Genomic DNA, 25,391 nt, shown 5'->3' with positions numbered 1-25,391 from the left:
GGTCAGTGCCCGGTCTCCTCCCGTACGAGCGCCATCAGCGCCCGTGCCCCGGGGCTCATCGCCTGCGCGGCCGGAAGCACCACGACGCTCTCGTAGTGCGGCTGGTCCGCTCCGTCGAGTGGTACCGCCACCAGATCCCGGGCCTCGGGCTTGCGGGAGAAGTGGTGCGGCACCACCGCGATGCCGAGCCCCTCGTGCACCAGTTCCAGCAGGCTGTGCACGTCGTTGACCTCCAGCGCCACCGTGCGGCGCACCCGTGCGGCCGCGAACGCCTCGTCGGCCGCACGGCGCGGACCGAAGTCCGGATGGAAGTCGATGAACGCCTCGCCCGGCAGCTCGTCCCACCCGACCCGGTCCGCCGCCGCCAGCCGGTGCCCGGCAGCGCACAGCAGGACCATGGGCTCACGGGCCAGCGGGACCAGCTCGCCCCGCCACTCCACGGGGGAGACCGTGGCGGCGAAGGCGATGTCGAGCCGCCCGCCGGCCACCCCGTCCAGGAGGTTCATCGTGCCCTCCTGGCGGAGCCGGATCTCCATGTGCGGGTGTGCGCGGTGGAAGGCGGCGAGCAGCCGCGGCGGGCTCACCCCGGCGACGCACTGCTCCACGCCCACCGACAGGGTGCCGCGCAGCAGCCCCCGAACGGCGTCGACGGCGTCCTTCGCAGCCCGTGCTCCTGCCAGGGTGCGCTCGGCCTCCACGAGCAGGGCGCGCCCGGCCTCGGTCAGCCGCACGCTGCGGGTGGTCCGGCTGAACAGCGGGGTCCGCAGCTCCTGCTCCAGGGCCCGGACGGAGGCGGAGAGGCCGGACTGCGAAACGGCGACGCGCTCGGCGGCCCGGGTGAAATGCCGTTCCTGGGCGACGGCGACGAAATGTTCCAGCTGGCGCAACTCCATGATTGAGAAATATAGGCGCTGAATCCCAGCGGAATCTCCTGTTGGACTGCTGGATCGTTGTGGGCGAACCTGGACCCCGCACGTCGTACCCCGTCGTGAACCGGAACGATCTCTCCCGTGGAGCCCGCATGTACATCCCGTCCGCCGACCGCTACCAGGACATGCCGTACCGGCGTACCGGGCGCAGCGGTCTGAAGCTGCCCGCGCTCTCGCTGGGTCTTTGGCACAACTTCGGCGGTGACCGGACGCCGGAGTCCCAGGGGCAGATCCTCCGCCGGGCGTTCGACCTCGGGATCACCCACTTCGACCTGGCGAACAACTACGGCCCGCCGCCCGGCTCCGCCGAGACGGCGATGGGCCGCGCGCTGGGGACGGACTTCGCCCGGCACCGGGACGAGATCATCGTCTCCACCAAGGCCGGCTATCTGATGTGGGACGGTCCGTACGGGGAGTGGGGCTCGCGCAAGAACCTGCTCTCCTCGCTGGACCAGAGCCTCGGCCGCCTCGGTCTCGACTACGTGGACATCTTCTACTCCCACCGGCCCGACCCCGAGACCCCGCTCGAAGAGACGATGGGCGCTCTGCACTCGGCGGTGCAGCAGGGCAAGGCGCTCTACGTGGGTGTCTCCAACTACTCGGCCGAGCAGACGAGGGAGGCCGCCCGGATCCTGAAGGAGCTCGGCACCCCGCTGCTCATCCACCAGCCGCGCTACTCGATGCTGGACCGCTGGGTCGAGGACGGACTGCTCACGGCTCTGGACGAGCTGGGCATCGGTTCCATCGCCTACTCGCCGCTGGAACAGGGCATCCTCTCCGACCGCTACCTCCGGGGCATCCCGGAGGGCTCGCGGGCGGCCGGCAACAGCCCGTTCCTGTCGGCCGATTCGGTCACCCCGGACCTGGTCGGCCGGCTCCGCGAACTCGACCGACTGGCGTCCGAGCGCGGCCAGTCGCTGGCCCAGCTGGCGCTGGCCTGGGTGCTGCGCGGCGGCCGGGTCACCTCCGCGGTGGTCGGCGCGAGCAGCGTCGCTCAGCTGGAGAACAGCGTCGAGGCGATCCGTGACCTGGAGTTCAGCGACAAGGAACTCGACAGGATCGAGGAGCTGCTGAAGGGCGCGAAGCGCCGCTGAACCACGAAGAGGCCGGAGCCCCGCAAGCGGGGCTCCGGCCTCTTCGTGTTCGTCGCGAGCCCCGGCTCAGACGTCGTCGGCCCGCAGCAGCAGGTGCAGCAGACCCGGGAAGCGGGCCTCGAACTCCTCGCGGCGCAGCCGGTTGACCCGTTTGGGGCCCAGGTCGCGCTGTTCCACCAGGCCCGCCCCGCGCAGCACGGAGAAGTGATGGCTGAGTGCGGCCTTGCCGACCGGTACGTCGAAGCTGCCGCAGCTGCGCGTCCAGTCCTCGGAGCCCGCCAGGTCGCGGACCAGCTGGAGACGGACCGGATCGGCCAGCGCGGACAGGGCTCCGAGCACGGAGACCTCGGCGGGGTCGGTGTGTACGGGGGCGGCGCGATGTCCGCTGCCCGCAGGCTGGTTGGGCATGTTCCGCTCCTCGTGTCCGTGGCCCTTGCTGAGTGTTCGATGAATATCTTACACTCCGAGTGTTCGATTTTCGTTGAACACAACTTCCAGGGGGCGGTCTGTCATGCGTGCAGTCGAGTTCAAGGAGTACGGCGGGCCCGAGGTGCTGGCGGTCGTCGAGATGGCCGCCCCCGAACCGGGCCCCGGCCAGGTCACGATCGACGTCGCCTACGCGGGCGTCAATTTCGCCGACCTCAAGGCCAGATCCGACGGATACCGGGTGCCCGCACTGCCCTTCGTTCCGGGCCTGGAGGTCTCGGGCCGGGTGCGGGCGGTCGGCGAGGGGACCGAGGGGCTGAGCCCCGGGCAGGAGGTCGCGGCGTTCCTGGACGGCGGCGGATACGCGGACGTGGTGACGGCGCCGGCCGCCGCCGTCTTCCCCCTCCCCGACGGCGTGAACCTGCGCACCGGCGCCACCCTGCCCACCGTGCTGCCGACCGCGCACGCCCTGCTGCACGAGGTCGGGCGGCTGCGGGAGGGTGAGAGTGTGCTGGTGCAGGGCGCGGCCGGGGGAGTCGGCACGGTGGCCGGTCAGCTGGCCCGGGCAGCGGGTGCCGGAGCCGTGTACGGCGTGGTGTCCTCCGCCGCGAAGGCCGACTACGCCCTCGCCCACGGCTACGACGAGGTGTTCGTCGGCGACACCTTCCCGGACGAGGTCCGCCGTGCCACCGGCGGCCGGGGCGTCGACCTGGTGCTCGACCCGGTCGGCGGGGACACCCTGCGCCGCGGCATCGACGCGCTCGCCGTGTTCGGGCGGCTGGTCTCGTTCGGCAACGCGAGCGGCGCACAGCCCTGGAGTGCCGGGCAGAGCGAGCTCTACCCGGGCAGCAGGTCGGTGGCCGGCTTCTCGATCCTGGAACTGGCCGCGAACGATCCCGCCACCCTGCGTGCCGTCGCGGAGCGCGCCTTCCGCGCCGTGACCGACGGACACGTCGACCTTCCGGTGACGGCCGAGTACGCGCTGGCGGATGCGGCCGAAGCACACCTGCTGATGGAGGGGCGCACGTCGACCGGCAAGCTGGTGCTGCGTATCGGCGACTGAGCGGTCCCGTCGCTCGCCCCGAACCCTTGGTCACGGAACCCGGAAGGTGCACGTACATGAAGATTCTGGTCGTAGGAGCAGGAGCCACCGGTGGCTACTTCGGCGCCAGGCTCGCGCAGGCGGGCGAGGACGTCACCTTCCTGGTCCGTCCGCGCCGCGCAGCCGCTCTCCGCGAGCGGGGCCTGCGCATCACCGGGCTGGGGGAGGAGGAGACGCTCACGCCCCGGCTCGTCACCGCGGACCGGCTCACCGACGCCTACGACCTGGTGCTGCTCTCGGTGAAGGCCACGGCCCTGGGCGGGGCCCTCGACGACATCGCGCCGGCCGTCGGACCGGGCACCGCGATCGTGCCGCTGCTCAACGGCATGGCGCATCTCGCGCGGCTCAACGACCGCTTCGGCGAGAAGGCGGTGCTGGGCGGCGTCGCGAAGGTCATCACCACGCTGAACGCGGAAGGGGACATCGTGCGCCTCGCCCCGGTCGCAAGCCTGACGATCGGCGAGCAGCAGGGCGGCACGTCCCCGCGGGTGGAGGCGATCGCCGCCGTCCTCGCCGACGCGGGCATCGACACGTACCAGTCCAAGGACATCCGCACGGCGATGTGGAGCAAGTGGGTGTTCATCAGCACCCTGGCGGGGCTGACCTGTCTGATGCGCGGCACCGTCGGCGACGTCCGGGCCGTTCCCGGGGGACAGGGCTTCGTCACCGCCCTGCTGGCCGAGTGCGCAGCCGTCGCGGCAGCCGCCGGCCACCCCGTACGGGAGAAGGAACTCGACGCCGTGGCCGAGATGCTCACCACGGAGGGCTCGCCCCTCACCGCCTCGCTGTACCGCGACGTCGCCCAGGGCGCCCCGACCGAGGTCGAGCAGGTCTTCGGTGACCTGGTCGACCGGGCCAGGCTCCTGTCCGTGGACACGCCGCTGCTGGACCTCGTCACGCTCAACCTGCGCGTCCACGAACACCGAACGGCCTTTGCCGTCTGAATATCCCCGGGGCCTGCACGCCAGGGCCCGCGGCCTTCAGTGGAATGGACCTCTGGAGGTCACGGCAGCCCTGGCCTGCGCGTTCTGTGGCGCGTACCGTGTGGCCGCATGAAGATCCTCGTCAGCGCCGACATGGAAGGCGCCACCGGCGTGACCTGGCCGGCCGATGTGCTGCCCGGCACGCCTCAGTGGGAGCGGTGCCGCTCCCTATTCACCTCCGACGTCAACGCGGCCGCCCTCGGCTTCTATGACGGGGGCGCCGACGAGGTGCTCATCAACGAGGCCCACTGGACCATGCGCAACCTGCTGCTTGAGCAGCTCGACGACCGGGTCCAGATGCTCACCGGCAAGCACAAGTCGCTCAGCATGGTGGAGGGCATCCAGCACGGCGACGTCGACGCCGTCGCCTTCGTCGGCTACCACACGGGCGCCGGCACGGAAGGCGTCCTGGCCCACACCTATCTGGCCAACTCCATCACCGGGGTGTGGCTGAACGGGATCAGGGCCAGCGAGGGCCTGCTCAACGCCCATGTGGCCGCGGAGTACGGCGTCCCCGTCGTCCTCGTCACCGGCGACGACCTGACCTGCGTGGACGCCGAGGGGTACGCCCCCGACGCGCGGACGGTCGCCGTCAAGGACTATGTGTCGCGCTACGCCGCGGTCTGCCGCACCCCCGCCCGCACCGCCGCCGACATCCGTGCGGCGGCCAAGGAGGCGGCCGCGCTCGCCGGGCGGTACACACCGGTCGACGGCGGCCCGTTCACCGTGGAGCTGGAGTTCGACGCCGAACACCTGGCCGCCGCGGCCACGGTCGTACCCGGCGTGGCACCCTCCGGCGAGAGGCGTGTCGCCTACACGAGCGCGACGATGTACGAAGGTATCCGCACGTTCAAGGCGGTGACGACCATCGTGTCGTCCGCCGTGGAGGAACAGTATGGCTGAGGCGAGCACCCCCAAGGACAGCGTCGACGAGCTCGCGCTCGACGAATCGGTGACGTTCACCTCCGAACTGATCCGCATCGACACCACGAACCGGGGCGGCGGCGACTGCCGCGAACGTCCCGCGGCCGAGTACGTCGCCGAGCGGCTGGCCGCCGCGGGGCTCGAACCGGCGCTGCTGGAGCGCACCCCCGGCCGAACCAACGTGGTCGCCCGGATCCCGGGCACCGACCCCGCCGCGGACGCCCTCCTGGTCCACGGCCACCTGGACGTGGTGCCCGCCGAGGCCGACGACTGGACCGTGCACCCCTTCTCCGGCGAGGTGCGCGACGGAGTCGTCTGGGGCCGCGGCGCCATCGACATGAAGAACATGGACGCGATGGTCCTCGCCGTCGTCCGGTACTGGGCCAGGGCCGGCATCCGCCCCCGCCGCGACATCGTGATCGCGTACACCGCCGACGAGGAGGCCAGCGCCGACGACGGCTCCGGCTTCCTCGCCGACCGGCACGCCGCACTCTTCGAGGGGTGTACGGAAGGCATCAGCGAGTCGGGCGCCTTCACCTTCCACGCCGGACCGAACATGCCGCTCTATCCCATCGCGGCGGGCGAGCGCGGCACCGGATGGCTCAAGCTCACCGCTCACGGCAAGGCGGGCCACGGCTCCAAGGTCAACCACGCGAACGCGGTCAGCACGCTGGCCGCCGCCGTCGCCCGGATCGGCGCCCACGAATGGCCGGTGCGCCTCACCCCGACCGTCCGCGCCGCACTCACCGAGATCGCCGCACTGCACGGCATCCACCCCGACCTCGACGCCCCCGGCTTCGACGTGGACGAACTCCTCGGCAAGATCGGACCGGCCGCCGAGCTCGTCGCGCCGACCGTCCGCAACAGCTCCAACCCGACGATGCTGGAAGCCGGTTACAAGGTCAACGTGATCCCGGGCCACGCCACCGCCTACATCGACGGCCGGATGGTCCCCGGCGGCGAGGACGAGTTCCGCACCACCCTGGACCGGCTCACCGGCCCCTCGGTCGACTGGGAGTTCCACCACCGCGAGGTGCCGCTCCAGGCGCCGGTCGACTCACCCACGTACGCCAAACTCCGTGCCGCGGTGGAGCAGTTCGACCCGGACGGCCACGTTGTCCCGTACAGCATGTCCGGCGGCACCGACGCCAAGCAGTTCTCCCGGCTCGGCATCACCGGCTACGGCTTCTCGCCGCTGAAGCTGCCCTTCGGCTTCGACTACCAGGCCCTCTTCCACGGCGTGGACGAGCGTGTCCCCGTCGAGGCGCTGCACTTCGGCGTCCGGGTCCTGGACCACTATCTGCGTACCGCCTGAACCGCTCGGGGGAATTGAACATGGTATCCACAGGGGCCTACGGAAGCTGGCCGTCACCGATCGACGCCGCGCTGGCCGCCTCCCGCGACGGCCGCCCCGAGTACGTCGGAGCGGTCGGCGACGAGCTGTGGTGGACGGAGCCCCGGCCGGCCCAGGCCGGCCGGCGCGCCCTGGTCCGCAGACTGCCGGACGGCACCACGGCGGAGCTGCCCGCGCCGTGGAACGCCCGCAGCCGGGTCATCGAGTACGGCGGCAGGCCGTGGGCCGGCACCGGGCGGGCCGAGGGCGGCCCGCTGATCGTCTTCGTGCACTTCGACGACCAGCGGCTGTACGCCTACGCGCCCGACGGGCCCCGTGAACCCTGGCCGCTCACCCCCGTCTCCGCCGTCGGCGGCGGACTGCGCTGGGTCGACCCCCGGCTGCATCCGGACCGAGGCGCCGAGGGCGAGGTCTGGTGCGTCCTGGAGGAGTTCACCGGCGAGGGCCCGACCGACCTGCGCCGCGTCATCGCCGCCGTGCCGCTGGACGGATCGGCGGCCGGTGACCGGTCCGCGATACGCGAACTCTCCGACGACCGGCACCGGTTCGTCACCGGCCCCGAGGTGTCGCCCGACGGGAGGCGTGCGGCCTGGATCGCCTGGGACCATCCGCGGATGCCGTGGGACGGTACCGAGGTGATGCTCGCGGACATCGGCGAGGACGGCACGTTCCACGACGCCCGGAGCTTCGTGGGCGGCCCGGAGGAATCCGTACCGCAGATCCGGTGGGACGCGGGCGGGCAGTTGCTGTTCGCCAGTGACCGCAGCGGGTGGTGGAACCTCTACCGCGCCGACCCGCAGCGGGAAGCCGTCGAACTCTGCTTCCGTGACGAAGAGTTCGCCGGACCGCTCTGGAAGATCGGGCTCAACTGGTTCTGCCCGCTGGACAACGGGCTGATCGCCGCGATCCACGGCAAGGGTTCCACCACCCTCGGCATCCTCGACCCGGAGTCGGGCGACCTCGTCGACATCGCCGGGCCCTGGACCGAATGGGCCGAAACCCTCGCCGTGCAGGGCAGCCGCGTCATCGGTATCGCGGCGAGTCCGCACAGCGCGTACGAGATCGTGGAGCTGGACACCTCGACCGGGCACACCCGCATCATCGGCGCACCGCACGAGGACGCGGTCGACCCGGCGTACTACCCCGAGCCCGTCGTCCGCACCTTCACCGGACCCGGCGGCCGCGAGATCCACGCCCAGGTCTACCCGCCGCACAGCCCCGACCGCACCGGCCCCGAGGGCGAGCTGCCGCCCTATGTGGTGTGGGCCCACGGCGGCCCGACCGGCCATGCCGCGCTCGTACTGGACCTGGAGATCGCCTACTTCACCTCGCGCGGCATCGGCGTCGCCGAGGTCAACTACGGCGGCTCCACCGGCTACGGCCGGTCCTACCGCAACCGGCTGCGCGAACAGTGGGGCGTCGTCGATGTGGAGGACTGCGCGGCCGTCGCCGGCGCGCTTGCCGCAGAGGGCACCGCCGACCCCCGCCGGCTCGCCGTCCGTGGCGGCAGCGCCGGGGGATGGACCACCGCCGCCTCGCTGACCGGGACCGACGTCTACGCCTGCGGCACGATCATCTATCCCATCCTCGACCTCACGGGCTGGGGCACCGACGAGACCCACGACTTCGAGTCGCAGTACCTGGAGTCGCTGGTCGGCCCCCTTGCCGAGGTCCCTGACCGCTATCGCGACAGGTCGCCGATCAGCCGCACCGCCGGGCTCACCACCCCCTTCCTGCTGCTCCAGGGGGAGGACGACCCGATCTGCCCGCCCGTGCAGTGCGAGCGGTTCCTGGCCGCGGTCGAGGGGCGCGGCATTCCGCACGCCTATCTCACGTACCCGGGTGAGGGGCACGGATTCCGGCGCGCCGAGACCATGATCAGCGCACTGGAGTCCGAACTCTCCTTGTACGTGCAGACGTTCGGGATCGACCGGACCGACGTGCCGCGGCTGGAACTGAAGAAGTGAACGCTGGAGAAGTGACAGCTGAAGAAGTGACCGCTGAAGAAGCGGCGACCGAAATGACCCTTGCCCCACTGACTCGTCCCGCCCGGCTGCGCGCGGGCGCCAGGGTCGCCGTCGTCTCCCCGAGCGGACCGGTGCCCGCCGACCGGCTGGAGCCCGGCCTCGACCTTCTGCGCGGCTGGGGGCTCGACCCGGTCGTGATGCCGCATGTGCTGGATGTGCACCGGGAGTTGGGATACCTCGCCGGTGCGGACGAGGCGCGGGCCCGTGACCTCCAGGACGCCTGGTGCGATCCGTCCGTCGACGCGGTGATCTGCGCCCGCGGCGGGTACGGGGCACACCGCATGGTCGATCTGGTGGACTGGTCGGCGATGCGGGCCGCCGGACCCAACGTGTTCGTCGGCTACAGCGACATCACCGTGCTCCATGAGGCGTTCGCCCTGCGGACGGGGCTCGCCACGCTGCACGGCCCCATGGTGGGTACGGAGACCTTCCTGAAGGACCCGCGGACCCGGGAGTCCCTGCGCGCCACCCTCTTCGAGCCCGATTCCGTGATGACGCTGGGGCTCGACGATGCCAGGGCGCTGGTGCCGGGGCGGGCCCGGGGCATCACGTACGGCGGCTGTGTGAGCCTGCTCGCCGCCGACCTCGCCACCCCGCACGCCCGCACGTCGGCCCGCGGCGGTCTGCTCGTCATCGAGGACACCACGGAGGACCCGTACGGCATCGACCGGATCCTCACCCAGCTGCTGCGGGCCGGAGCGCTCGACGGCGTGGCCGGGGTGGCCTGTGGTTCCTGGGCGGGCTGCGGGCCGTACGAGCGGGTGCGGTCGGTGCTCATCGACCGGCTCGGCCCCCTGGGCATCCCCGTCGTCGAGGAACTCGGCTTCGGGCACGGGCCCACCGCGCTGACGATCCCGCTCGGGGTGCCGGCCCTGCTGGACGCGCCGGCCGACGGCGGCCCGGCCACGCTCACCGTCGAGGTGCCGGCGCTGGTCTGATCGCGAGGACGGGGCGCGAGGACGGGGCGCGAGGACGGGGTGCGAGGGCGGGGTGCGGGCCCGAACGGGTCGGTGATGGGGAGAAGCTGAACAACCTTCAGGAATCACCGTCCTGGGCGTTGACACCGCCATGACCTGTGTCACAGCATGAGCGCGGCCCAATACTTACCGGTCGGTAAGGTGTCCTCGGCGTGGAGGTCCTCGTGTCGCGTGCTGTCTCCGGTTCCCGTTCCCGTTCACGGTCGAAGTTGTCGAAGTCGCTGTCCCGCAGACCACTCGCCTTCGTCGCCGGGGCCGCGCTTGCCGCGCCCCTCGTGTTCGCCGGTACCGCACAGGCGGGAACGGCGGGCGCGACGTCCGAGTACACCGTCACCGCACTGAAGTTCACCGTGTCCGCGGGCGGCCGGTCCTGCACCGTGGACGCCGACCTCTACCGCCCCGCCGGGGCCGACGCCCGGCATCCGGTGCCCGCAGTCCTCGCCACCAACGGCTTCGGCGGCAGCAAGTCGGACGGTTCGACCGACGGCATCGGCAAGGCGTTCGCCGCGCGCGGTTACGCCGGACTCGTCTACTCCGGCCTGGGCTTCGGCAAGTCCGGCTGCCGCATCACGCTCGACGACCCGGAGACCGACGGCAGGGCGGCGGCGGCCCTCGTCGACTTCCTCGGCGGAACACGCGCCGCCGACGACGGCACCAAGGCCGACTTCGTCGCCCAGGACGGCCCCGGAGACCCCACGGTCGGCATGATCGGCGGCTCGTACGGCGGAGCCATCCAGATGGCCACCGCGGCGGTCGACCCCCGCGTCGACGCCCTCGTCCCGCTCATCACCTGGAACGACCTCGGTTATGCGCTCGCTCCCAACAACACCGGCGCGGCCGCGGGCGTCTCCTCCGACACCGCAGGCGTCTTCAAGTGGCAGTGGACCAACGGCTTCTACCTGATGGGGGAGGGGCAGATGCTTCTCAGCCCCAGCCTCGACCCGTCCCGCTTCGGGAGCCTGGACTGCCTCCACTTCGCCGCGCAGGCCTGCGACACCATCCGGTTGCTCAACTCCGGCCGCTACCCGGCCGGCAGGACCGACGCCATGCTCGACTACGCGCGCAGCGTCTCGCCCGTCTCGTACCTGAAGCGCGTCAAGGCGCCCACTCTTCTGATTCAGGGTCAGGCCGACAGCCTGTTCAACCTCAACGAGGCGACGGCCACGTACCGGACGCTCAAGGCGCAGGGCACCACGGCCAAGATGATCTGGCAGGCCTGGGGCCACAGCGGCGGCCAGGTGGAGGGTGAACTCGACCTGGGGCAGGGCAATCTGGAGACCAGCTACGTCGGCGGGCGGATCCTCGCCTGGTTCGACCGCTACCTCCGCCACGAGACGACGAAGGACACCGGGCCGGAGTTCGCCTACTACCGTGACTGGCAGAGCGGCTACGGCACCGCGGACGCCGTCCCCGGCCTCACGCGGAAGATGTACCTCTCCGGCGACGGCAAGCTCGTCGACAACCGCGCCAAGGTCGCACGAGGCAGCCGCCAGTACACCAACTGGCTGGTGCCCACCAGCCACTCGGAGAGCTCACTCGCCGGTCTCATCGGACTGCCCGACCCGAAGCCGTACGACACCTTGGGCACCTACCTCGGCTGGACCAGCGCACCCCTCGGCTCGGCGGTCGATGTGGTCGGGTCCCCGAAGGCCACGCTCAAGGTCGTCTCGCCGAAGACGGAACGCGTGCAGAACAGCGGAGACGCCGCCGACAAGCTCGTCCTGTTCGCCAAGGTGTACGACGTCGCGCCGGACGGCACCAAGACGCTGGTGAACCGTCTCGTCTCGCCGGTCCGGGTGCCCGACGTGACGCGGCCCTTCACCGTTCAGCTGCCCGGCATCGTCCACCGGTACGAGGCGGGGCACCGGCTCGAATTCGCGATCGCGGCCAGCGACAGCGCGTACTTCGGCAACCGAGGCATCAAGCCCGTCACGGTCGTCAGCGCGCCCGGGGACACCGGCGTGCTGGAGCTTCCGGTGGTCGGCACCGCGGGGGAGTGATGCGGTAGGGCAGGTCCGGCCCCGATCCGCCGGCCAGGGTCTGTCCGGGTCCGATCTGCCGGGCAGGCCCTGGCGCCGGTAGGCAGCCGTCACCCGAATGGGTGTACAGCACCGCCCCCCGGCACCCGAACGGAGCCATCCTGGTGCTCCGGGGGACGGTGGCGCACCAGAACCAGGGAAGGGGCACGCCTCATGAGCCCGAAAGACGTGTCGAGCGGCAGCAAGGGCAGCACGGGTGCGTTCACACCGGCCCGCATCCTCGTCATCATCATCGCGGTTCTGTCGGTCGTGTTCATCGCGGAGAACACCGAAGAGGTCGAGGTCCGCCTCATCGTTCCGCTGGTGACCATGCCGCTGTACGTGTGGCTGATCGTGATGTTCCTCGCCGGCATGGCCTGTGGGGCGTACGTCTTCCGGCGGCGGACCAAGTAGATGCCTTTCGCCGCCACCCGGCCCCGATGGGCCGGGCGGCGACGATCTAGGCTGGGCCGATGTCCGACACCACCTACCTGGCCGAGGGTCCGCGCACGGCGATCCGCCCCTTCACACACGCCGACGCGGACGAGTTCACCGCCCGCGCCCGGGAGAGCAGGGAACTGCATCGTCCCTGGCTCTACCCGCCCGTCGGCCCCGACGCGTACGCCGCCTACGCGGGCGTGCTCATCGAGGACCCGACGAAGGCGGGATTCCTCGTGTGCGAACGGCACGGGGAGGCCGAGGGCCGGACCGACGGGGCGATCGCCGGGTTCATCAACATCAACAACATCGTCATCGGCGGGTTCCGCTGTGGCGCGCTCGGCTACGGAGCCTTCGCCCACGCCACCCGGCGCGGCCTGATGAGCGAGGGGCTCGGGCTGGTCATCGGGCATGCCTTCGGGCCGCTCGGCCTGCACCGGCTCGAAGCGAACATCCAGCCGGACAACACGGGCTCGATCGCCCTGGTGCGCAGGGCGGGGTTCCGGCTGGAGGGACTCTCGCCGGACTTCCTGTTCATCGACGGGGCCTGGCGCGACCACGAACGGTGGGCGATCACCGCGGAGATGCGCTGATCGCCGAGCCGGCGGACCGGAGCCGCGCGGCCCTGAGCATGTCGGGTGCCGCTCACCCCACGCCCTGCGGAAGCAGCTCGTCGATACGGAACAGGGCGTCGAAGGGCAGACCTGCCGCCGCGATGGCTTTGCCGCCGCCGGACCCGCGGTCGACCACCGCGAGGACGCCGGCCGGTGCTCAGCCCGCCGCCGCGACGGCCTGCGCGTCCAGTGCCGCGAGCAGCCAGTCGTGCGCGGTCCCGGCGGTCGGCTCCGGCGGACTGCCGGGTGCGGTGATCACGCCGGTCACCAGCTCCCAGTACCGGTCGATCCGAGGGTCGACGGCGAGCTGACCGGCGAGCACGCTGCGGAAGGCCGGGGTGTCCCGGCTGCCGTACGCGCTTGCGTACGCGTCCACGAAACAGTCCAACTCCTCGCCTGCGCATGGTCCGTGGCCCCGGCGCAGCTGTGTTCCGGCCAGCTCGTACGCCTGGGCGAGGCCCGCGTACAGCACGGCAGGACCACGGGGCCCCGCGGCCTTGTGCGCCTCGGGCTGGGGCCGCTCGCCGCCCGTGCACGGGCGGGTCACGAGCGCGTTCAGCCGGGCGAAGGCGAGGACCTGGGACGGATCCGGGTCCTCGGGCGGCTGAGGCACCGCCACCTCCAGGAACGCGGCCGTCGCCCGCGCCGGCATCCGCGGCGGCAGCCAGGCACGCCAGAACCGGGCCAGCGGGGCTGTGCTGGGCGGAGTGCTCACCGCCCCGATCAGGCGCAACCGGTCGGCCCGCTCCCCGGGCGGGCACTCCAGCACCAGCCGCATCCCCGCCTCCCGCCAGCGCAGGGCCGTGAGCTGCGAGCCCAGTTCGCGCAGCTGCCCCGCGACGACGTCCTCCAGCACGCTGCCGGCCCCGTCCTGTGCCCCGTTCTTCTCCTCCTCGTCGAGGACGCGGCGCACCTCGCGCACCGGCAGGCCGAGCGCGCGCAGGGAGCGGAGCATGCGGAGCCGGCCGAGCGCGTCCGGGCCGTAGCGGCGATGCCCGCCCGCGCTGCGGGCGGCCTCCGGGAGCAATCCGTTGTCGGAGTAGAAGCGGACGGCCTTGACGGTGACGCCCGCGCGCTCGGCGAGTTCACCGATGCTGCACAGGCCGTCGTCGTGCGACATGAACACTTGAACCTCCCTCAGGGGGAGCTTCTACCGTACCGGCGAGGGCGGCCGGGCGATCGTGGACGGTCCGCCGACGAAGGAACGCGGAGGAGAGGACCATGACCGAATTCATCCTGGTGCCGGGCATGTTCACCGGCGCACACGTGTGGGACCAAACCGCAGCGGCCCTGGCCTCGTCGGGCGCCGGGGTGCACACGGTGGCGCTCACCGGGCTCGGCGGGTCCCGCGGAACAGCGACGGACGACGCCGACCTGGAGACGCACATCGAGGACGTGCTCGCGCTGATCGACTCGGTGAGCGCCGGGGCAGGCCGGGACCAGCAGATCGTGCTGGTCGGGCACGACTACGGCGTCCACCCCGTGCTCGGGGCCGCCGACCGCCGCGCGGAGCACATCGGCCGGATCGTCTGCCTGGACACGGGGCCCGCCCAGGACGGAATGCCCGCGCTGGCCGCCGTCGCGAACCCGGCCGCGCGCGAGAAGGTGGCCGAGCGCGCCGGAGCGGAAGGGGCCGGCCGGGGGCTGGCCGCCCCGGCCCGCGACGAGTGGCAGCGCTGGGGCAGCACCGCGGGCATCCCCGCAGCGGCGCTGGACCGGCTCACCGCCCTGGCCTCGCCCCAGCCGCTGCGCACGCTCCTCCAGCCGCTGCGGCTGACCGGCGCGGTGGCCTCGGTGCCCGTCACCGGGGTGCTGTGCAACGCGAACGGTTCGACCATCGAGATGGTCCAGCGGCGGGTGGACCTCGGTGACCCCGTCTTCCTCGCCCTGGCCGACCCTCAGGTGTCGTTCTTCGAACTGCCCACCGGGCACTGGCCGATGCTGTCCCTCCCGGCCGAGCTGGCCGAGGTCCTGCTGCGGGCAGCCGCGGGCGAGGGACACCGCATGGTTCCGCCCGGCTCGGCGGAGCCGCCCGCGCACCTGCGGCCGTTCCTGCTGGACGTGCCGGAGATCCCGCACGAGCGGATCGGTAACGTCGATCTGTACCTGCCCGAGGCCGGGGGCCCCCGGCCCGCGGTGGTGTTCGTGCATGGCGGCCCGGTGCCCGCCGGGGTCCGGCCGACCCCGCGGGACTGGCCGGCCCTCAGGGGATACGCCCGCTACGCGGCAGCGGAGGGAGCGGTCGGTGTGACCCTCGATCACCGACTGCACGACATGGCCGACTACCCGCGCGCCGCGGCGGACGTGGCGGCCGCGGTGGAGCTGGTCCGGGCCGACCCGCGGGTGGACGCGGACCGGATCGCGCTGTGGTTCCTCTCGGGAGGCGGCCTCATCGCGGCGGACTGGCTGAGGAAGCCGCCGGCCTGGCTGCGCTGCCTTGCGGCCTCGTACCCGATCCTGGTTCCCGTCCCCGGCTGGGGGCCGGTCGACGGCCGGTTCCGCCCGGTGGACGCGGTGGCGGGCGCGGGCACCCTGCCCGTCGTGCTCACCCGGGCGGGACGCGAGTCGCCCGAAATCGCCGCCACCGTGGAGGAGTTCATGGCCGCGTCCCAGAAGTCCGGGGCGAACGTCGAGGTGGTCGACGTACCGAACGGCCGCCACGCCTTCGAGACCCTCGACCCGACGGAGGAGTCACGCGAGGCCGTGCACCGTGCGATGCGCTCGGTGCTGGGGCACGTGTCGCACTGAGCCGTGCGCAAGGGGACCCGCGGACGGGTGTGTGTACCCGGTCCGCGGATTCCCGCTGCCGCTCAGTCGAGACAGAACTCGTTGCCCTCGACGTCCTGCATGTTGAGGCAGGACTCGTTCTCGTCGTCGGCAAGCAGCAGTTGCCCGCGTACCGCGCCGAGCGGGAGCAGCCGTGCGCACTCGGACTCAAGCGCGGCGAGGCGCTCCTCACCCACCAGCCCGGTGCCGACCCGTACGTCGAGGTGCACCCGGTTCTTGACGACCTTGCCCTCGGGAACACGCTGGAAGTACATGCGCGGGCCCACCCCCGTGGGATCGGAGCAGACGAACCCTGAAAGCTGCTGCTCCCCGGGCGGCAGGGACCGCTTGTAGGCCTCCCATGTGTCGAACCCCTCCGGTGCCGGCGGCACGACATACCCCAGCACTTCGCACCAGAAACGGGCGACGCGCTCAGGGTCCGCGCAGTCGAAGGTGACTTGAAACTGCTTGATCGACGTCATCGGCCCACCATAGCGGCGGGGCTTTCGCGGTCTCCACGGCCCTCCCACCAGGCCGGAGGCCGACTGGGTGGCGCTCAAGGACGGTTCGCCCGCCCGCCTCCGGGTGCGTCTACGCTCACCCGTATGACCACCGATTGGACTGAGGTAGCCCGGCGCACGGCCCGGGGGCGGCGCTCCGACGAGCTCGGTTCCCCCACGAGGCCGGACGCCTGCATGGCGCCGCCACTGTCGGAGACGGAGATCTGCGAAGCCGAGGCGGAGCTGGGTATCGCCTTCCCCGACCAGTACCGCGCGTACTTGCTCCGCCGGAGCGCGGGTGGCGCGGTGAACCGTCTGCGCCGGTCCGTGGCGGGCTGGGGATGGCAGGGGGACTCGGACACCAACTACGGCCTGCTCACCACCGCCTTTCCGCATCCGGACTCCTACCGTGCCGAAGAGGAGGAGCTGGACGCGCGCACGCCGTCGGCGGGCGACTACCCGGACGAGAGCGCCTACCGGGCGGCCTGGCAACAGTGGGACGCGGAGTACGAGGTGTTCCAGGAGCGCAAGACGTCCGGCGCTGTGTTCATCCAGGACAACGGCTGTGGCTTCGCGACCCTCCTCGTCGTCACCGGCCCCCTCCGTGGCTCACTGTGGTTCGACGGCCGGGCCAGCTGTGACCGGATCCTTCCTCTGCAGTTGGACGGCCGGCCGGTTTCGTTCGTGGAATGGCTCACTCGACATTCCATGGACCTGGTCGGCTGGTGAAGGCCGTACCGCCCGCCCGTTTCGCTGGGGCCGACTGCGCCCCTATGGCGCGTCGTGGCCGATGGACGGGTCACCGCCGGGTTCCATGATCGGCAGACGTGCGCACCGGCGGCAGGCGCGGACCGACCCGGCCATCCAGCCGTGCGAGGCGGCGGCGAGCGAACCGGCGAGCGCTGTCAGCGGCCAGTTCGTGGCCAGGACGGAGGCGGTGGCGAGAGCGAGCGGGGCGATGGCCATGGACACACTGGCGGTGGTGCCCGTCCACCCCACCATGCGCGGCAGCCGCTCCGGGGTGGGCAGCCGGCGGGCGAGGGTGCCGGTGGCGGCGAGTGCCGCCGCGAGCAGGGCCGCACCGACCGCGACACCCGCCAGGTGCACGGCCAACAGCTGTGCAGTCCTCGGCAGGCGTTCTCACCGACGCGTGGCTCGTCGTCTCGATTGCCCTGACCGCGGTTGCCGCGGCCGTCCTTGCGATGGCCATCCTGCCCAACCAGCAGCGCGTACTGACGTCGGCGGAAGGATCGGCAGCTCCGGACGCGCCGCCTCCCCCGGCGAGCCGACTGGCCATGCTCACCGGCGTCTTCAACCTGCTGTGGGCGGTTGTTGTGATCCTGATGATCGTCCGTCCCGGCTCCACGACGGGTGCGTGATGAGCGTGCGTTCCCTACGGGGCGCGGCCGCCGTCGAGGCCGTCTCCCTCGTCGTCCTGCTGACCAAGGTGTTCATCCGGGCCGGCTGACGGACCGGCCGTGCTCGGCCGAGATGGCCGGCTGTGGTGCCCCAGTCGCCGGCACCGATGCAAGCGATGGCGTCCCGATCCTCGCCGCCATGGCTTGCACCGGTGCCGGCGACTGGGGCTTTGGCCAGGACACCTGGCCGGCGCACGACCTGCGGGTGTTGACGCAGGATCCGTTCCTCGTTCTCCACCGAGGGTCGGAATACTCCTGATCACAGATGCCGTAGCCGTCGCCGGCCCGCGGTCACTCCGCCCCCGGCCCCCGCCGCCCCTTGTAGTTGATCTTCATGGTGTCCATGTCCGTCGCGGTGGACCGCAGTTCGCCGTGCCCGTAACCGGCCTTCCGCAGCGCCGTCTCCGCGCGGTCCTCGGCGATCGCGGCGGCCATCTCCTCGCCGTCCTCGGCGTCCGACACCACCACGTAGCGGAAGCTGAAGTGCTTGAGCACGCGGTCGTAGGTCAGCGATCCCTCCTCGCTGAACTGCATCCCGGCCAGTCCGTGCTGCTCCACCTCGGCCAGCAGTCGCTCGCGGGCCTCGTCCGTGAGCCCCTCCCACGTGCCGCGCACGATCACCCGGTACGTGTGCTGCGTGCCCATCGTGTCCCACCGTTCCTGTCACATGCCGCATGCCGATCGAGGAGCCAGCCTACGGTGCGCAGGACGGGGCGCGCGCGGAATATTCTCGTGCTCGACGACCCCTCCGACCTGGGACTCCGTCCGGCCGCACCGTAGCTCGATCACGTCGGCGTCCAGGTGTACTCGGAGGTCGTCGCGGCTTTTGCCGAAGTCTGACGGCCGATCCCCTGGTCCGGGCGGCGTCCAGCGTGTTCCATGGTCATCGGGGGGCGCCCGGACCTGCGGCGGCCCGCGCGAGGGAGCGAGGTTGCCTTGGCCACCACCGTACGACGCACCGTACTGACCCTGCCCGCGGCGGCGACGGGACCGGAGAATCCGCTGCCCGCACTGCGGCCGCTCGACGAGATGCATGTGGTCGACGACCGGGACCGGGCGGGACTGCCCCGCGACATGGCCCGCCAGCTGGGCCACGCACCCCTGGCCACCGTGCTTCCGGTGCGCATCCTCGACGGGTACGGACGGGAGCGCACGCCCACGGACCTCGACGCGATCGTCATCGAGAACGACCGGCTGCGGGCCACCGTGCTCCCCGGCCTGGGTGGCCGTATCCACTCCCTCTTCCACAAGCCGACCGGCCGCGACCTCGTCTACACCAACCCCGTGCTGCAGCCGGCCGACTTCGCGCTCAACGGCGCCTGGTTCTCCGGTGGCATCGAATGGAACATCGGCGCGACGGGCCACACCACACTGTCCTGCGCCCCGGTGCACGCCGCCCGTGTCCCGGCACCCGACGGCGGCGAGATGGTCCGGCTCTGGGAGTGGGAGCGGCTGCGCGACCTGCCGTTCCAGGTCGATCTGTGGCTGCCGGAGGACTCCGACTTCCTTCACGTGGGCGTACGGATACGCAACCCGCACGAACACCCCGCACCCGTCTACTGGTGGTCCAACATCGCCGTCCCGGAGGGCGAACGCACCCGGGTGCTGGCACCCGCCGATGAGGCCTGGCACTTCGGGTACGAGCGGGCACTGACCCGGGTCCCGATGCCCGAGACCGGGGGCGTCGATCGTACGTACCCGCTGCGCAGCGACTTCCCGGCGGACTACTTCTACGAGGTTCCCGACGGCGCCCGCCGCTGGATCGCCTCCCTCGACGAGCACGGCCGCGGACTCGTCCAGACCTCCACCGATCTGCTGCGCGGCCGCAAGCTCTTCCTCTGGGGCAGCGGGCCCGGTGGCCGCCGCTGGCAGGAATGGCTCACCGAGCCCGGCACCACCGGCTATGCCGAGATCCAGGCCGGGCTCGCCCGCACCCAGCTGGAGCACGTTCCGCTGGAGCCGGGCGGCGAGTTCAGCTGGCTGGAGTCGTACGGGCCGCTGGCCGCCGACCCCGCCACCGTGCACGGCGACGACTGGGCAGCGGCCCGTACCGAGACGGAGCGGCGGCTCGCCGAGGCGCTGCCCCGTGCCGATGTGGACGCCGCGTACGAGGCCTGGCGCCGCTGTGCCGACACGGAGCCGGGCGAGATCCTGGCCACCGGCTCGGGATGGGGCGCCCTCGAAGTACGCCGCGCCGGGTACAGGCTGCCCGGCACCCCGTTCGGGGAGTCCACGCTCGGCGAACAGCAGGAGCCCTGGATCGAACTGCTGGAACAGGGCGCCTTCCCCGAACCGGGCCGCGCCGCCCCGCCGGGGCCCAGCCTCGTGTCTTCGCACTGGCGCGACATGCTGGAGACGGCCTCCGCCGAACCTCTCACGGAGTACCACCTCGGCATCGCCCAGTGGCATGCCGACGACCGCGCCCAGGCGGTCCGCAGCTGGGAGCGCGGCCTTGCCCTCGCCGCGTCGCGCTGGCCGCTGCTCCGCTGTCTCGCCGTAGCCGCCCAGGAGAGCGGACAGCGGGACCGGGCGGCCGACCACTACACGGAGGCGTTCGACGACCTGTGCGCGGAACGCCGCGACGACGGCGAGGACTGGACCGCGGCCACGGCGGCTCTCGGCCGGGAGGCGATCGAGGCCCTGCTGACGGCGGGCCGCACCGCCGCGGCCCGCGCGGTCTGGACCGGCCTGCTTCCGGGAATCCGTTCCCGGGGCCGCTTCCGCCTGATGGAGGCACGGCTCCTGCTCGCAGAGGGCGATCGGGCGGCCGCCCGTGCGCTGTTCGACGAGGGCTTCGAGGTCGCCGATCTGCGCGAGGGCGCCGAGATTCTGGACGAGGTGTGGGCCGGACTCACCGATGAACCGCTGCCGGATGTGTACAACTACCGGATGCGGCCACGGGGCTGACGGCGGAGGGCGCGGGGGCGGCGGCGGACGGCTCAGACGGTTCGGTTGCGGTCTGCGTACTCGAAGACCGAGCCGTCCGGGTGCACCGCGATCAGATTGCGGCCGACCGGGGTGGGCACCGGTCCTGCGATGATCCGGGCGCCGACCCGGGCCAGGGCGGTGTGGGCCTCGTCGATGTCCTTCACCGCGATCGTCGCGGTCACCTTGCGCAGGATCTCCAGCTCGGACTCGGGGCCGCTCATCAGCAGAAAGCAGCTGATGGCGGCGACGGACACCCCGCCGCGCTCGAAGCGCAGCGCCGGACTCGCCGTCAGGTCCTCGTAGAAGGCCACCGCGGCCTCCAGGTCGTCGACGCAGATGCGCAGCGTGGTTCCCAGGATTTCCATGCCGGACAGAGTAGTTGGCCGGTCGGTGGCGTGTGATCGATTCGGCGGAGGGGGCGGAGCGGTGGGATGCCCCGGAGCCGGCGTTCCGGTCGGCCCCGGGGTGGTGGAATCAGGCCCGGCAGAGGATCTCGCCGTGCGGGACCATGAACCAGCCGTCACCCTGCTCGCCCCAGGTGCGCCAGGCATCGGCGATCGCGGTGAGCTCCTCGGGCGTCGCGTGGCCGCCGTCGACCGCCAGCTTCGCGTAGACCGAGCCGACGGTGCGGTCCGCCCACAGGCCGCTCCACCAGGCCCGGTCCTTCGGGGTGGCGTAGCACCAGGAGGCCGCGGTCGGGGTGATGTCGGTGAAGCCCGCCTCGCGCGCCCAGGAAAGCAGCCGGCGCCCCGCGTCCGGCTCGCCCCCGTTGGCGCGTGCCACCCGGCGGTACAGCTCCAGCCAGCCGTTCATCACCGGTGACTCGGGGAACCAGCCCATGGCCGCGTAGTCGCTGTCGCGGGCCGCGACGATGCCGCCGGGGCGGCACACCCGCCGCATCTCGCGCAGCGCCTGCACCGGGTCGCCGACGTGCTGGAGCACCTGGTGGGCGTGGACCACGTCGAAGGAGTCGTCGGGGAAATCCAGGGCGTGGACATCGGCGACGGCGAACTCGACGTTGTCCAGGCCTCGTTCGGACGCGGTGTCGGCCGCTTGGTCGAGGATCTCCTGGGTGGTGTCGACGGCCGTCACGCGGGCCGGGGCGACCAGCGCGGCCAGGTCCGCGGTGATGGTGCCGGGCCCGCACCCGACGTCCAGCACGCTCAGGCCGGAGCGGAGTTCACCGATGAGGTAGGCCGCGGAATTGGCGGCGGTACGCCAGCGGTGCGAGCGCAGCACCGACTCGTGGTGGCCATGGGTGTAGACGGCGGTCTCCTTCGGCATGACCGTGCATCCTCTCTCGAACGCGAACCGCGAAACGCGGGCCGCAAAGCGCTGATCGGTACGGCCACCGTATGCCCTGATGCCGAATGATGAGATGGGTATCTTGCTATGTGGACATGCGTGGTGGGGTGCGAACTCATGCGCAAGGGCGGCCGACTCGGCGTCGGCCGCCCTTGCGCTCACCCTGATCCGGCTGGGATCACACCGGTCTCGGGCAGTAGACCGTCAGCGCCTCCGGCAGTTTGTCGATCATCAAGTCGCCCTGACTGTGCGCCACTTCACCGTCATACGCATACGGGGTGCCGGGCTTCAGGCCGGAGATGCGGATGCGCTGGCGCCGGACTGCGGCGTGGATGGGGGAGCGGGTCAGTGGGCCTGCGACGGCGGCCGCCAGGAGCCTGAGGGCGGGTGTCCGGCCCCCGTGTACGACCCGGACGTCCAGCAGCCCGTCCGCGAGATTGTGCCGCCGGCCCGGTGCCGGGCCGACGCGCTGGAACAGTCCGTTGCCGACGAACAGCAGCCACAAGGGCCGTCGCCGGCCCTGCAGTTCGGCCTCCAGTGGACGCTCGCCGCGCAACACCTCGAAGGCCGCGAGAACACCGGCCGGCCAGCCGCCGATCCGCGGGGCCCAGTGCTCACGGGTCCGCACCAGCTCCGGGTAGACGCCCAGGCTGAAGGCGTTGAGGAAGTAGCCGTGGGCGCCCCCGGGGCCCTCCGGTCCTGGCCGGAAGCGGCCCAGGTCCACCCGTACCGCGTCTCCCGCACCGAGCGCGGCGCAGGCGTCGGCCACGGTCTCGATGCCCAGGTCGTACGCGAAGTGGTTCAGCGTCCCGCCCGGGAAGACGGCGAGCGGCAGACCGTGCACGGCGGCCACCGCAGCTGCCTGGTTGACCGTGCCGTCACCCCCGCACACTCCCAGCGCCCGGCCGCGGCCGGCCGCCTTCTCCAGCTCGGCCGAGAGCTCGGCCGGGGGGCACTCCACCACTTCGGCGTTCGGCAGGGCGTCCCGGACGAGCGAAGCCGTGGCCGTCGCCGTCCCCGACTCCTGGTTGACGACGACCACCAGGTCCTGGCCGTCCGGCAGGGCGGGCGCCTCGGCGGGCGGCCGGCCCGGCGCGGGCAGCTGCCCCCGGGTCGGCACGAGGCCGCGCAGGGCGAACGCCGCCCCTATGCCGAGCGCGGCACCGGCCAGCACATCGCTCGGGTAATGGACTCCGGTGTAGACGCGGGAGGCGGCCACCGACAGGGCGACCGGCGCGACGACCGCCCCCCAGCCCTTCGATTCGAGTGCCACCCCGGTGGCGAACGCGGCAGCGGAAGCGGCGTGCCCCGAAGGGAAGGACGTGGTGACCGGCTGACGCTTCAGCTGCCGTATCACCGGAACGGCGTCCAGTATCGGCCGCTCGCGGCGCACCGCTCCCTTGCCGATGGTGTTGATCGCCGCCGAGGCCACCGCCAGCGACGCGACCCCGCGCAGCGCGGCCCGCCGGGCCCGGGCGCTGCCGCCGAAGGCGGCGATGCCCGCAGCCGCGCCGAACCACAGCAGCCCGTGATTGGCGCTGCGGCTGAGCCGCGGCAGTACGGGCCCGGCGGCCGGCCAGTGTCGCTGGGCCAGGTTCTGGAACACCGCCAGATCGCTTCGGTGCAGAACGCTCCGCAGCCCGGCGGGCCGCGGCAGAGGTGAAGGGAAGTTCGGTGAAGGCATGGAACAGCGAATACCCTGCCCGTCCCCGCCGAACCGGCAGGCGCGCCCGGACGGTGGCCACGAGCCCCTGTGAAGGGGGTGCCGGGCGACACCGCCCGCCTGTCATTCATGCGCATATCGGGGTGAAACCGGCAGGTCCGTTCGGGAGTCGGGTGCCGCACATCACCCCGTCATTGCCCCGCAAGTGCGCCACGCTTAGCCTGTGTTCGTGATGCCGGTCACTGGCCGGAATGTCGAACACGAGAGGGTGGTGCACAACCATGGGGCGACTCGTCCCTGCGGTGACCCGGGCGCTGGACGTACTCGAACTCTTCCTCCAGGGCGACGGTACGCTCTCCGCGCCCGAGGTGACCCGCAAGCTCCAGCTCCCGCGCACCACCGTCCATGAGCTGCTGACCACGCTCGCCGCCCGCTCGTACCTGGTCACGATTCCCGACCAGCCCGGCCGCTACCGGCTCGGCGTCCGTACCTACCAGCTCGGCAGCCGGTACGCCGAGCAGCTCGATCTCGCAGCCGAGGGCCAGCAGGTGGCCCGGCAGGTCGCGGAGACCTGTGGGGAGACCGTCCATGTGGCGATCCTGGAGGGGACCGACGTCATCTACATCGCCAAGGTCGACTCCACCCACGCGGTCCGGATGGTGTCGGCGGCCGGCCGCAAACTGCCCGCCCACTGCACATCGGTCGGCAAGATGCTGCTCGCGGCCCTTCCCGGCCGGGAGCTCGACGCCCGCCTCGACGGCCTCGAACTGACCGGGATGACTCCCGACAGCATCACCGACGAGGAAGAGTTGCGAGCGGCCCTCGCCGCCGTGCGGGAACGCGGCATCGCGGTGGAGCACCGGGAGTCCAACCCCGACGTGAGCTGTGTCGCGGCGCCCGTGCGGGACCGGTCGGGCCGGGTCGTCGCCGCGCTCTCCGTCTCCGTCCCCATGATCCGCTGGAGCGAGGAGCGCGAGGCGGAACTGGCCGCTCTCGCGGCCGAGGGCGCCGAGGCGCTCTCCGGCCGCCTCGGCCACCACCGGAGGGAGATGTGAGCCACCCGCGCCTCGACGTCGCCGTACGGGAGCACGCCGCACTCGGGGAGGGTCCGACCTGGGATCCGGTCACCGGGCGGCTGATCTGGGTCGACATCCTCTCCGCCCGCATCCACACCTACGATCCGGCCGACGGCCGGCGGACCGTCATGGCCACCGAACAGCATGTCGGCGCGGCCAAGCCACGGGCCGGCGGCGGCCTCGTCGTCAACCTGCGCGACGGCGTCGGCCTCTACGACCCGGACGGCGCCTTCCGCTGGCTCGTCCATGACGCCGAGCCGGGACGGCGCGGGAACGACGCCGCGGTGGCGCCGGACGGGGCGCTCTGGGCGGGCACCATGCGCTACGACGAATCGGAGGTCGGCGGCAGCCTCACCCGCGTCGCCCCCGACGGCACGGCCACCCGGGTGCTGCCGCTGGTGGCCTGCAGCAACGGCACCGGATGGAGCCCGGACGGCCGGCTGATGTACTACATCGACACACCGACCCGCCGGATCGACGTCTTCGACGTGGACGGCGAACAGGTCACCGGCCGACGCCCGTTCGCGACCGTCGAGGAGGGCGCGGGCTACCCCGACGGCCTCACGGTCGACGCCGACGGGGCCGTCTGGGTCGCCCTGTGGGACGGCGCCGCGGTGCGCCGCTACACGGCCGACGGCAGGCTGGACCGCGTCGTCGAGCTGCCGGTGCGACGGCCCACGGCCTGCGCCTTCGGCGGCCGTGACCTGCGCGACCTCTACATCTCCACCGCCCGCACCGGTCTCGACGCACCGCACCCGCTCTCGGGATCGCTGCTGGTCCTGCCGGACGCCGGCCTGGGCATGCCCGGCACGGCCTTCGCGGGCTGAGGTGGGGAGGAGCTGGGCGGGT

General features: G+C 72.1%; 24 protein-coding genes and 1 pseudogene. 16 read left to right on the top strand and 9 right to left on the bottom strand.

Annotation, left to right across the window (positions count from 1 at the left end; all coding sequences use genetic code 11):
- Window positions 1-2: 2 nt before the first annotated feature.
- Complete coding sequence (locus tag OG912_RS02025) at window positions 3-893, bottom strand: LysR family transcriptional regulator (RefSeq protein WP_326740023.1); 891 nt, start codon at window positions 891-893, stop codon at window positions 3-5.
- Between the two features lie 128 nt (window positions 894-1,021).
- Between OG912_RS02025 and OG912_RS02020 the strand changes: the two genes are divergently transcribed.
- A complete protein-coding gene (locus OG912_RS02020) occupies window positions 1,022-2,023 on the top strand; it encodes an aldo/keto reductase (RefSeq protein WP_327707871.1) in 1,002 nt (333 codons plus the stop codon).
- 66 nt (window positions 2,024-2,089) lie between these two features.
- Here the strand turns inward: OG912_RS02020 and OG912_RS02015 are convergent, their stop codons facing one another.
- Entirely contained in the window at window positions 2,090-2,431 is a 342-nt protein-coding gene (locus OG912_RS02015) for an ArsR/SmtB family transcription factor (protein ID WP_327707870.1), read from the bottom strand.
- Between the two features lie 103 nt (window positions 2,432-2,534).
- Here OG912_RS02015 and OG912_RS02010 point away from each other — a divergent pair, with 103 nt between their 5' ends.
- The 9 genes from OG912_RS02010 (at window position 2,535) to OG912_RS01970 (ending at window position 12,865) form a co-directional block, all read left to right on the top strand.
- Window positions 2,535-3,512 (top strand): quinone oxidoreductase family protein, encoded by a 978-nt coding sequence (locus OG912_RS02010; protein WP_327707869.1) that lies wholly within the window; start codon window positions 2,535-2,537, stop codon window positions 3,510-3,512.
- Between the two features lie 56 nt (window positions 3,513-3,568).
- Window positions 3,569-4,495 carry a ketopantoate reductase family protein gene (locus OG912_RS02005; protein ID WP_327707868.1) on the top strand — a complete coding sequence of 309 codons (927 nt, stop codon included), beginning with the start codon at window positions 3,569-3,571 and terminating at the stop codon, window positions 4,493-4,495.
- Window positions 4,496-4,603: 108 nt separating this feature from the next.
- Window positions 4,604-5,437: a M55 family metallopeptidase gene (locus OG912_RS02000; protein WP_327707867.1), complete on the top strand. Its 834-nt coding sequence runs from the start codon at window positions 4,604-4,606 to the stop codon at window positions 5,435-5,437.
- Complete coding sequence (locus OG912_RS01995; RefSeq protein ID WP_327707866.1) at window positions 5,430-6,773, top strand: M20/M25/M40 family metallo-hydrolase; 1,344 nt, start codon at window positions 5,430-5,432, stop codon at window positions 6,771-6,773. The genes OG912_RS02000 and OG912_RS01995 overlap by 8 nt, the downstream gene beginning before the upstream one ends.
- 20 nt (window positions 6,774-6,793) lie before the next feature.
- Window positions 6,794-8,779, top strand: coding sequence for a S9 family peptidase (locus OG912_RS01990; protein WP_327707865.1), 1,986 nt, complete (start codon window positions 6,794-6,796; stop codon window positions 8,777-8,779).
- Window positions 8,780-8,832: 53 nt separating this feature from the next.
- Window positions 8,833-9,777: a S66 peptidase family protein gene (locus OG912_RS01985; RefSeq protein WP_327707864.1), complete on the top strand. Its 945-nt coding sequence runs from the start codon at window positions 8,833-8,835 to the stop codon at window positions 9,775-9,777.
- A gap of 248 nt (window positions 9,778-10,025) precedes the next feature.
- Window positions 10,026-11,816, top strand: a complete 1,791-nt coding sequence (locus tag OG912_RS01980; protein WP_327713317.1) for a CocE/NonD family hydrolase — start codon at window positions 10,026-10,028, stop codon at window positions 11,814-11,816.
- A 192-nt stretch (window positions 11,817-12,008) separates the two neighbouring features.
- Window positions 12,009-12,248: a LapA family protein gene (locus OG912_RS01975; RefSeq protein WP_327707863.1), complete on the top strand. Its 240-nt coding sequence runs from the start codon at window positions 12,009-12,011 to the stop codon at window positions 12,246-12,248.
- Window positions 12,249-12,307: 59 nt separating this feature from the next.
- Window positions 12,308-12,865, top strand: a complete 558-nt coding sequence (locus tag OG912_RS01970; protein ID WP_327707862.1) for a GNAT family N-acetyltransferase — start codon at window positions 12,308-12,310, stop codon at window positions 12,863-12,865.
- Between the two features lie 178 nt (window positions 12,866-13,043).
- Here the strand turns inward: OG912_RS01970 and OG912_RS01965 are convergent, their stop codons facing one another.
- Window positions 13,044-14,006 carry a MerR family transcriptional regulator gene (locus OG912_RS01965; RefSeq protein WP_327707861.1) on the bottom strand — a complete coding sequence of 321 codons (963 nt, stop codon included), beginning with the start codon at window positions 14,004-14,006 and terminating at the stop codon, window positions 13,044-13,046.
- 101 nt (window positions 14,007-14,107) lie between these two features.
- On the opposite strand from OG912_RS01965, the gene OG912_RS01960 reads away from it, so the two are divergent.
- Window positions 14,108-15,634, top strand: coding sequence for an alpha/beta fold hydrolase (locus OG912_RS01960; protein WP_327707860.1), 1,527 nt, complete (start codon window positions 14,108-14,110; stop codon window positions 15,632-15,634).
- Window positions 15,635-15,696: 62 nt separating this feature from the next.
- On the opposite strand, the gene OG912_RS01955 is transcribed toward OG912_RS01960, so the two are convergent.
- A complete protein-coding gene (locus OG912_RS01955; protein ID WP_326740036.1) occupies window positions 15,697-16,134 on the bottom strand; it encodes a VOC family protein in 438 nt (145 codons plus the stop codon).
- A 123-nt stretch (window positions 16,135-16,257) separates the two neighbouring features.
- Here OG912_RS01955 and OG912_RS01950 point away from each other — a divergent pair, with 123 nt between their 5' ends.
- The gene (locus OG912_RS01950; RefSeq protein ID WP_327707859.1) at window positions 16,258-16,881 is read left to right on the top strand and encodes an SMI1/KNR4 family protein; all 624 of its coding nucleotides are present in this window, start codon (window positions 16,258-16,260) and stop codon (window positions 16,879-16,881) included.
- 42 nt (window positions 16,882-16,923) lie between these two features.
- On the opposite strand, the gene OG912_RS01945 is transcribed toward OG912_RS01950, so the two are convergent.
- A complete protein-coding gene (locus tag OG912_RS01945; protein WP_443061123.1) occupies window positions 16,924-17,265 on the bottom strand; it encodes a hypothetical protein in 342 nt (113 codons plus the stop codon).
- Between the two features lie 2 nt (window positions 17,266-17,267).
- Here OG912_RS01945 and OG912_RS01940 point away from each other — a divergent pair.
- Window positions 17,268-17,531: pseudogene (locus tag OG912_RS01940) on the top strand (hypothetical protein); the annotation flags it as partial.
- Between the two features lie 330 nt (window positions 17,532-17,861).
- Here the strand turns inward: OG912_RS01940 and OG912_RS01935 are convergent.
- Window positions 17,862-18,215 carry a DUF6204 family protein gene (locus tag OG912_RS01935; RefSeq protein ID WP_327707858.1) on the bottom strand — a complete coding sequence of 118 codons (354 nt, stop codon included), beginning with the start codon at window positions 18,213-18,215 and terminating at the stop codon, window positions 17,862-17,864.
- Between the two features lie 291 nt (window positions 18,216-18,506).
- On the opposite strand from OG912_RS01935, the gene OG912_RS01930 reads away from it, so the two are divergent.
- Window positions 18,507-20,477, top strand: coding sequence for a DUF5107 domain-containing protein (locus OG912_RS01930; RefSeq protein WP_327707857.1), 1,971 nt, complete (start codon window positions 18,507-18,509; stop codon window positions 20,475-20,477).
- 32 nt (window positions 20,478-20,509) lie between these two features.
- Here the strand turns inward: OG912_RS01930 and OG912_RS01925 are convergent, their stop codons facing one another.
- The 3 genes from OG912_RS01925 to OG912_RS01915 all read right to left on the bottom strand — a co-directional run bounded on the left by OG912_RS01925 (window position 20,510) and on the right by OG912_RS01915 (window position 23,487).
- Window positions 20,510-20,863 carry a VOC family protein gene (locus OG912_RS01925; RefSeq protein ID WP_327707856.1) on the bottom strand — a complete coding sequence of 118 codons (354 nt, stop codon included), beginning with the start codon at window positions 20,861-20,863 and terminating at the stop codon, window positions 20,510-20,512.
- A 109-nt stretch (window positions 20,864-20,972) separates the two neighbouring features.
- Window positions 20,973-21,782, bottom strand: a complete 810-nt coding sequence (locus OG912_RS01920; protein ID WP_327707855.1) for a class I SAM-dependent methyltransferase — start codon at window positions 21,780-21,782, stop codon at window positions 20,973-20,975.
- A 199-nt stretch (window positions 21,783-21,981) separates the two neighbouring features.
- Window positions 21,982-23,487, bottom strand: a complete 1,506-nt coding sequence (locus tag OG912_RS01915; RefSeq protein WP_327707854.1) for a bifunctional phosphatase PAP2/diacylglycerol kinase family protein — start codon at window positions 23,485-23,487, stop codon at window positions 21,982-21,984.
- Between the two features lie 260 nt (window positions 23,488-23,747).
- Here OG912_RS01915 and OG912_RS01910 point away from each other — a divergent pair, with 260 nt between their 5' ends.
- Window positions 23,748-24,521 carry an IclR family transcriptional regulator gene (locus tag OG912_RS01910; RefSeq protein WP_326740044.1) on the top strand — a complete coding sequence of 258 codons (774 nt, stop codon included), beginning with the start codon at window positions 23,748-23,750 and terminating at the stop codon, window positions 24,519-24,521.
- The gene (locus OG912_RS01905) at window positions 24,518-25,369 is read left to right on the top strand and encodes an SMP-30/gluconolactonase/LRE family protein (protein WP_327707853.1); all 852 of its coding nucleotides are present in this window, start codon (window positions 24,518-24,520) and stop codon (window positions 25,367-25,369) included. Before OG912_RS01910 ends, OG912_RS01905 begins: the two co-directional genes overlap by 4 nt.
- Window positions 25,370-25,391: the final 22 nt, after the last annotated feature.

Source organism: Streptomyces sp. NBC_00464 (genome assembly GCF_036013915.1).
In the GTDB taxonomy this organism is placed as follows: Bacteria; Actinomycetota; Actinomycetes; order Streptomycetales; family Streptomycetaceae; genus Streptomyces.
The sequence above is the reverse complement of the archived record's forward strand: the minus strand, read 5'-3'. Positions and strand labels throughout refer to the sequence as shown.

Excerpts from the sequence above, each read along its gene's own strand:
- OG912_RS01925 (WP_327707856.1), bottom strand. The coding sequence starts at position 20,863 with ATGGAAATCCTGGGAACCACGCTGCGCATCTGCGTCGACGACCTGGAG.
- OG912_RS01985 (WP_327707864.1), top strand. The coding sequence starts at position 8,833 with ATGACCCTTGCCCCACTGACTCGTCCCGCCCGGCTGCGCGCGGGCGCC.
- OG912_RS01910 (WP_326740044.1), top strand. The coding sequence starts at position 23,748 with ATGGGGCGACTCGTCCCTGCGGTGACCCGGGCGCTGGACGTACTCGAA.
- OG912_RS01915 (WP_327707854.1), bottom strand. The coding sequence starts at position 23,487 with ATGCCTTCACCGAACTTCCCTTCACCTCTGCCGCGGCCCGCCGGGCTG.
- OG912_RS01935 (WP_327707858.1), bottom strand. The coding sequence starts at position 18,215 with ATGGGCACGCAGCACACGTACCGGGTGATCGTGCGCGGCACGTGGGAG.
- OG912_RS02010 (WP_327707869.1), top strand. The coding sequence starts at position 2,535 with ATGCGTGCAGTCGAGTTCAAGGAGTACGGCGGGCCCGAGGTGCTGGCG.
- OG912_RS01995 (WP_327707866.1), top strand. The coding sequence starts at position 5,430 with ATGGCTGAGGCGAGCACCCCCAAGGACAGCGTCGACGAGCTCGCGCTC.
- OG912_RS02020 (WP_327707871.1), top strand. The coding sequence starts at position 1,022 with ATGTACATCCCGTCCGCCGACCGCTACCAGGACATGCCGTACCGGCGT.
- OG912_RS01990 (WP_327707865.1), top strand. The coding sequence starts at position 6,794 with ATGGTATCCACAGGGGCCTACGGAAGCTGGCCGTCACCGATCGACGCC.
- OG912_RS01950 (WP_327707859.1), top strand. The coding sequence starts at position 16,258 with ATGACCACCGATTGGACTGAGGTAGCCCGGCGCACGGCCCGGGGGCGG.
- OG912_RS01960 (WP_327707860.1), top strand. The coding sequence starts at position 14,108 with ATGACCGAATTCATCCTGGTGCCGGGCATGTTCACCGGCGCACACGTG.
- OG912_RS01920 (WP_327707855.1), bottom strand. The coding sequence starts at position 21,782 with ATGCCGAAGGAGACCGCCGTCTACACCCATGGCCACCACGAGTCGGTG.
- OG912_RS02000 (WP_327707867.1), top strand. The coding sequence starts at position 4,604 with ATGAAGATCCTCGTCAGCGCCGACATGGAAGGCGCCACCGGCGTGACC.
- OG912_RS01955 (WP_326740036.1), bottom strand. The coding sequence starts at position 16,134 with ATGACGTCGATCAAGCAGTTTCAAGTCACCTTCGACTGCGCGGACCCT.
- OG912_RS01970 (WP_327707862.1), top strand. The coding sequence starts at position 12,308 with ATGTCCGACACCACCTACCTGGCCGAGGGTCCGCGCACGGCGATCCGC.
- OG912_RS02025 (WP_326740023.1), bottom strand. The coding sequence starts at position 893 with ATGGAGTTGCGCCAGCTGGAACATTTCGTCGCCGTCGCCCAGGAACGG.
- OG912_RS01975 (WP_327707863.1), top strand. The coding sequence starts at position 12,009 with ATGAGCCCGAAAGACGTGTCGAGCGGCAGCAAGGGCAGCACGGGTGCG.
- OG912_RS02005 (WP_327707868.1), top strand. The coding sequence starts at position 3,569 with ATGAAGATTCTGGTCGTAGGAGCAGGAGCCACCGGTGGCTACTTCGGC.
- OG912_RS02015 (WP_327707870.1), bottom strand. The coding sequence starts at position 2,431 with ATGCCCAACCAGCCTGCGGGCAGCGGACATCGCGCCGCCCCCGTACAC.
- OG912_RS01965 (WP_327707861.1), bottom strand. The coding sequence starts at position 14,006 with ATGTCGCACGACGACGGCCTGTGCAGCATCGGTGAACTCGCCGAGCGC.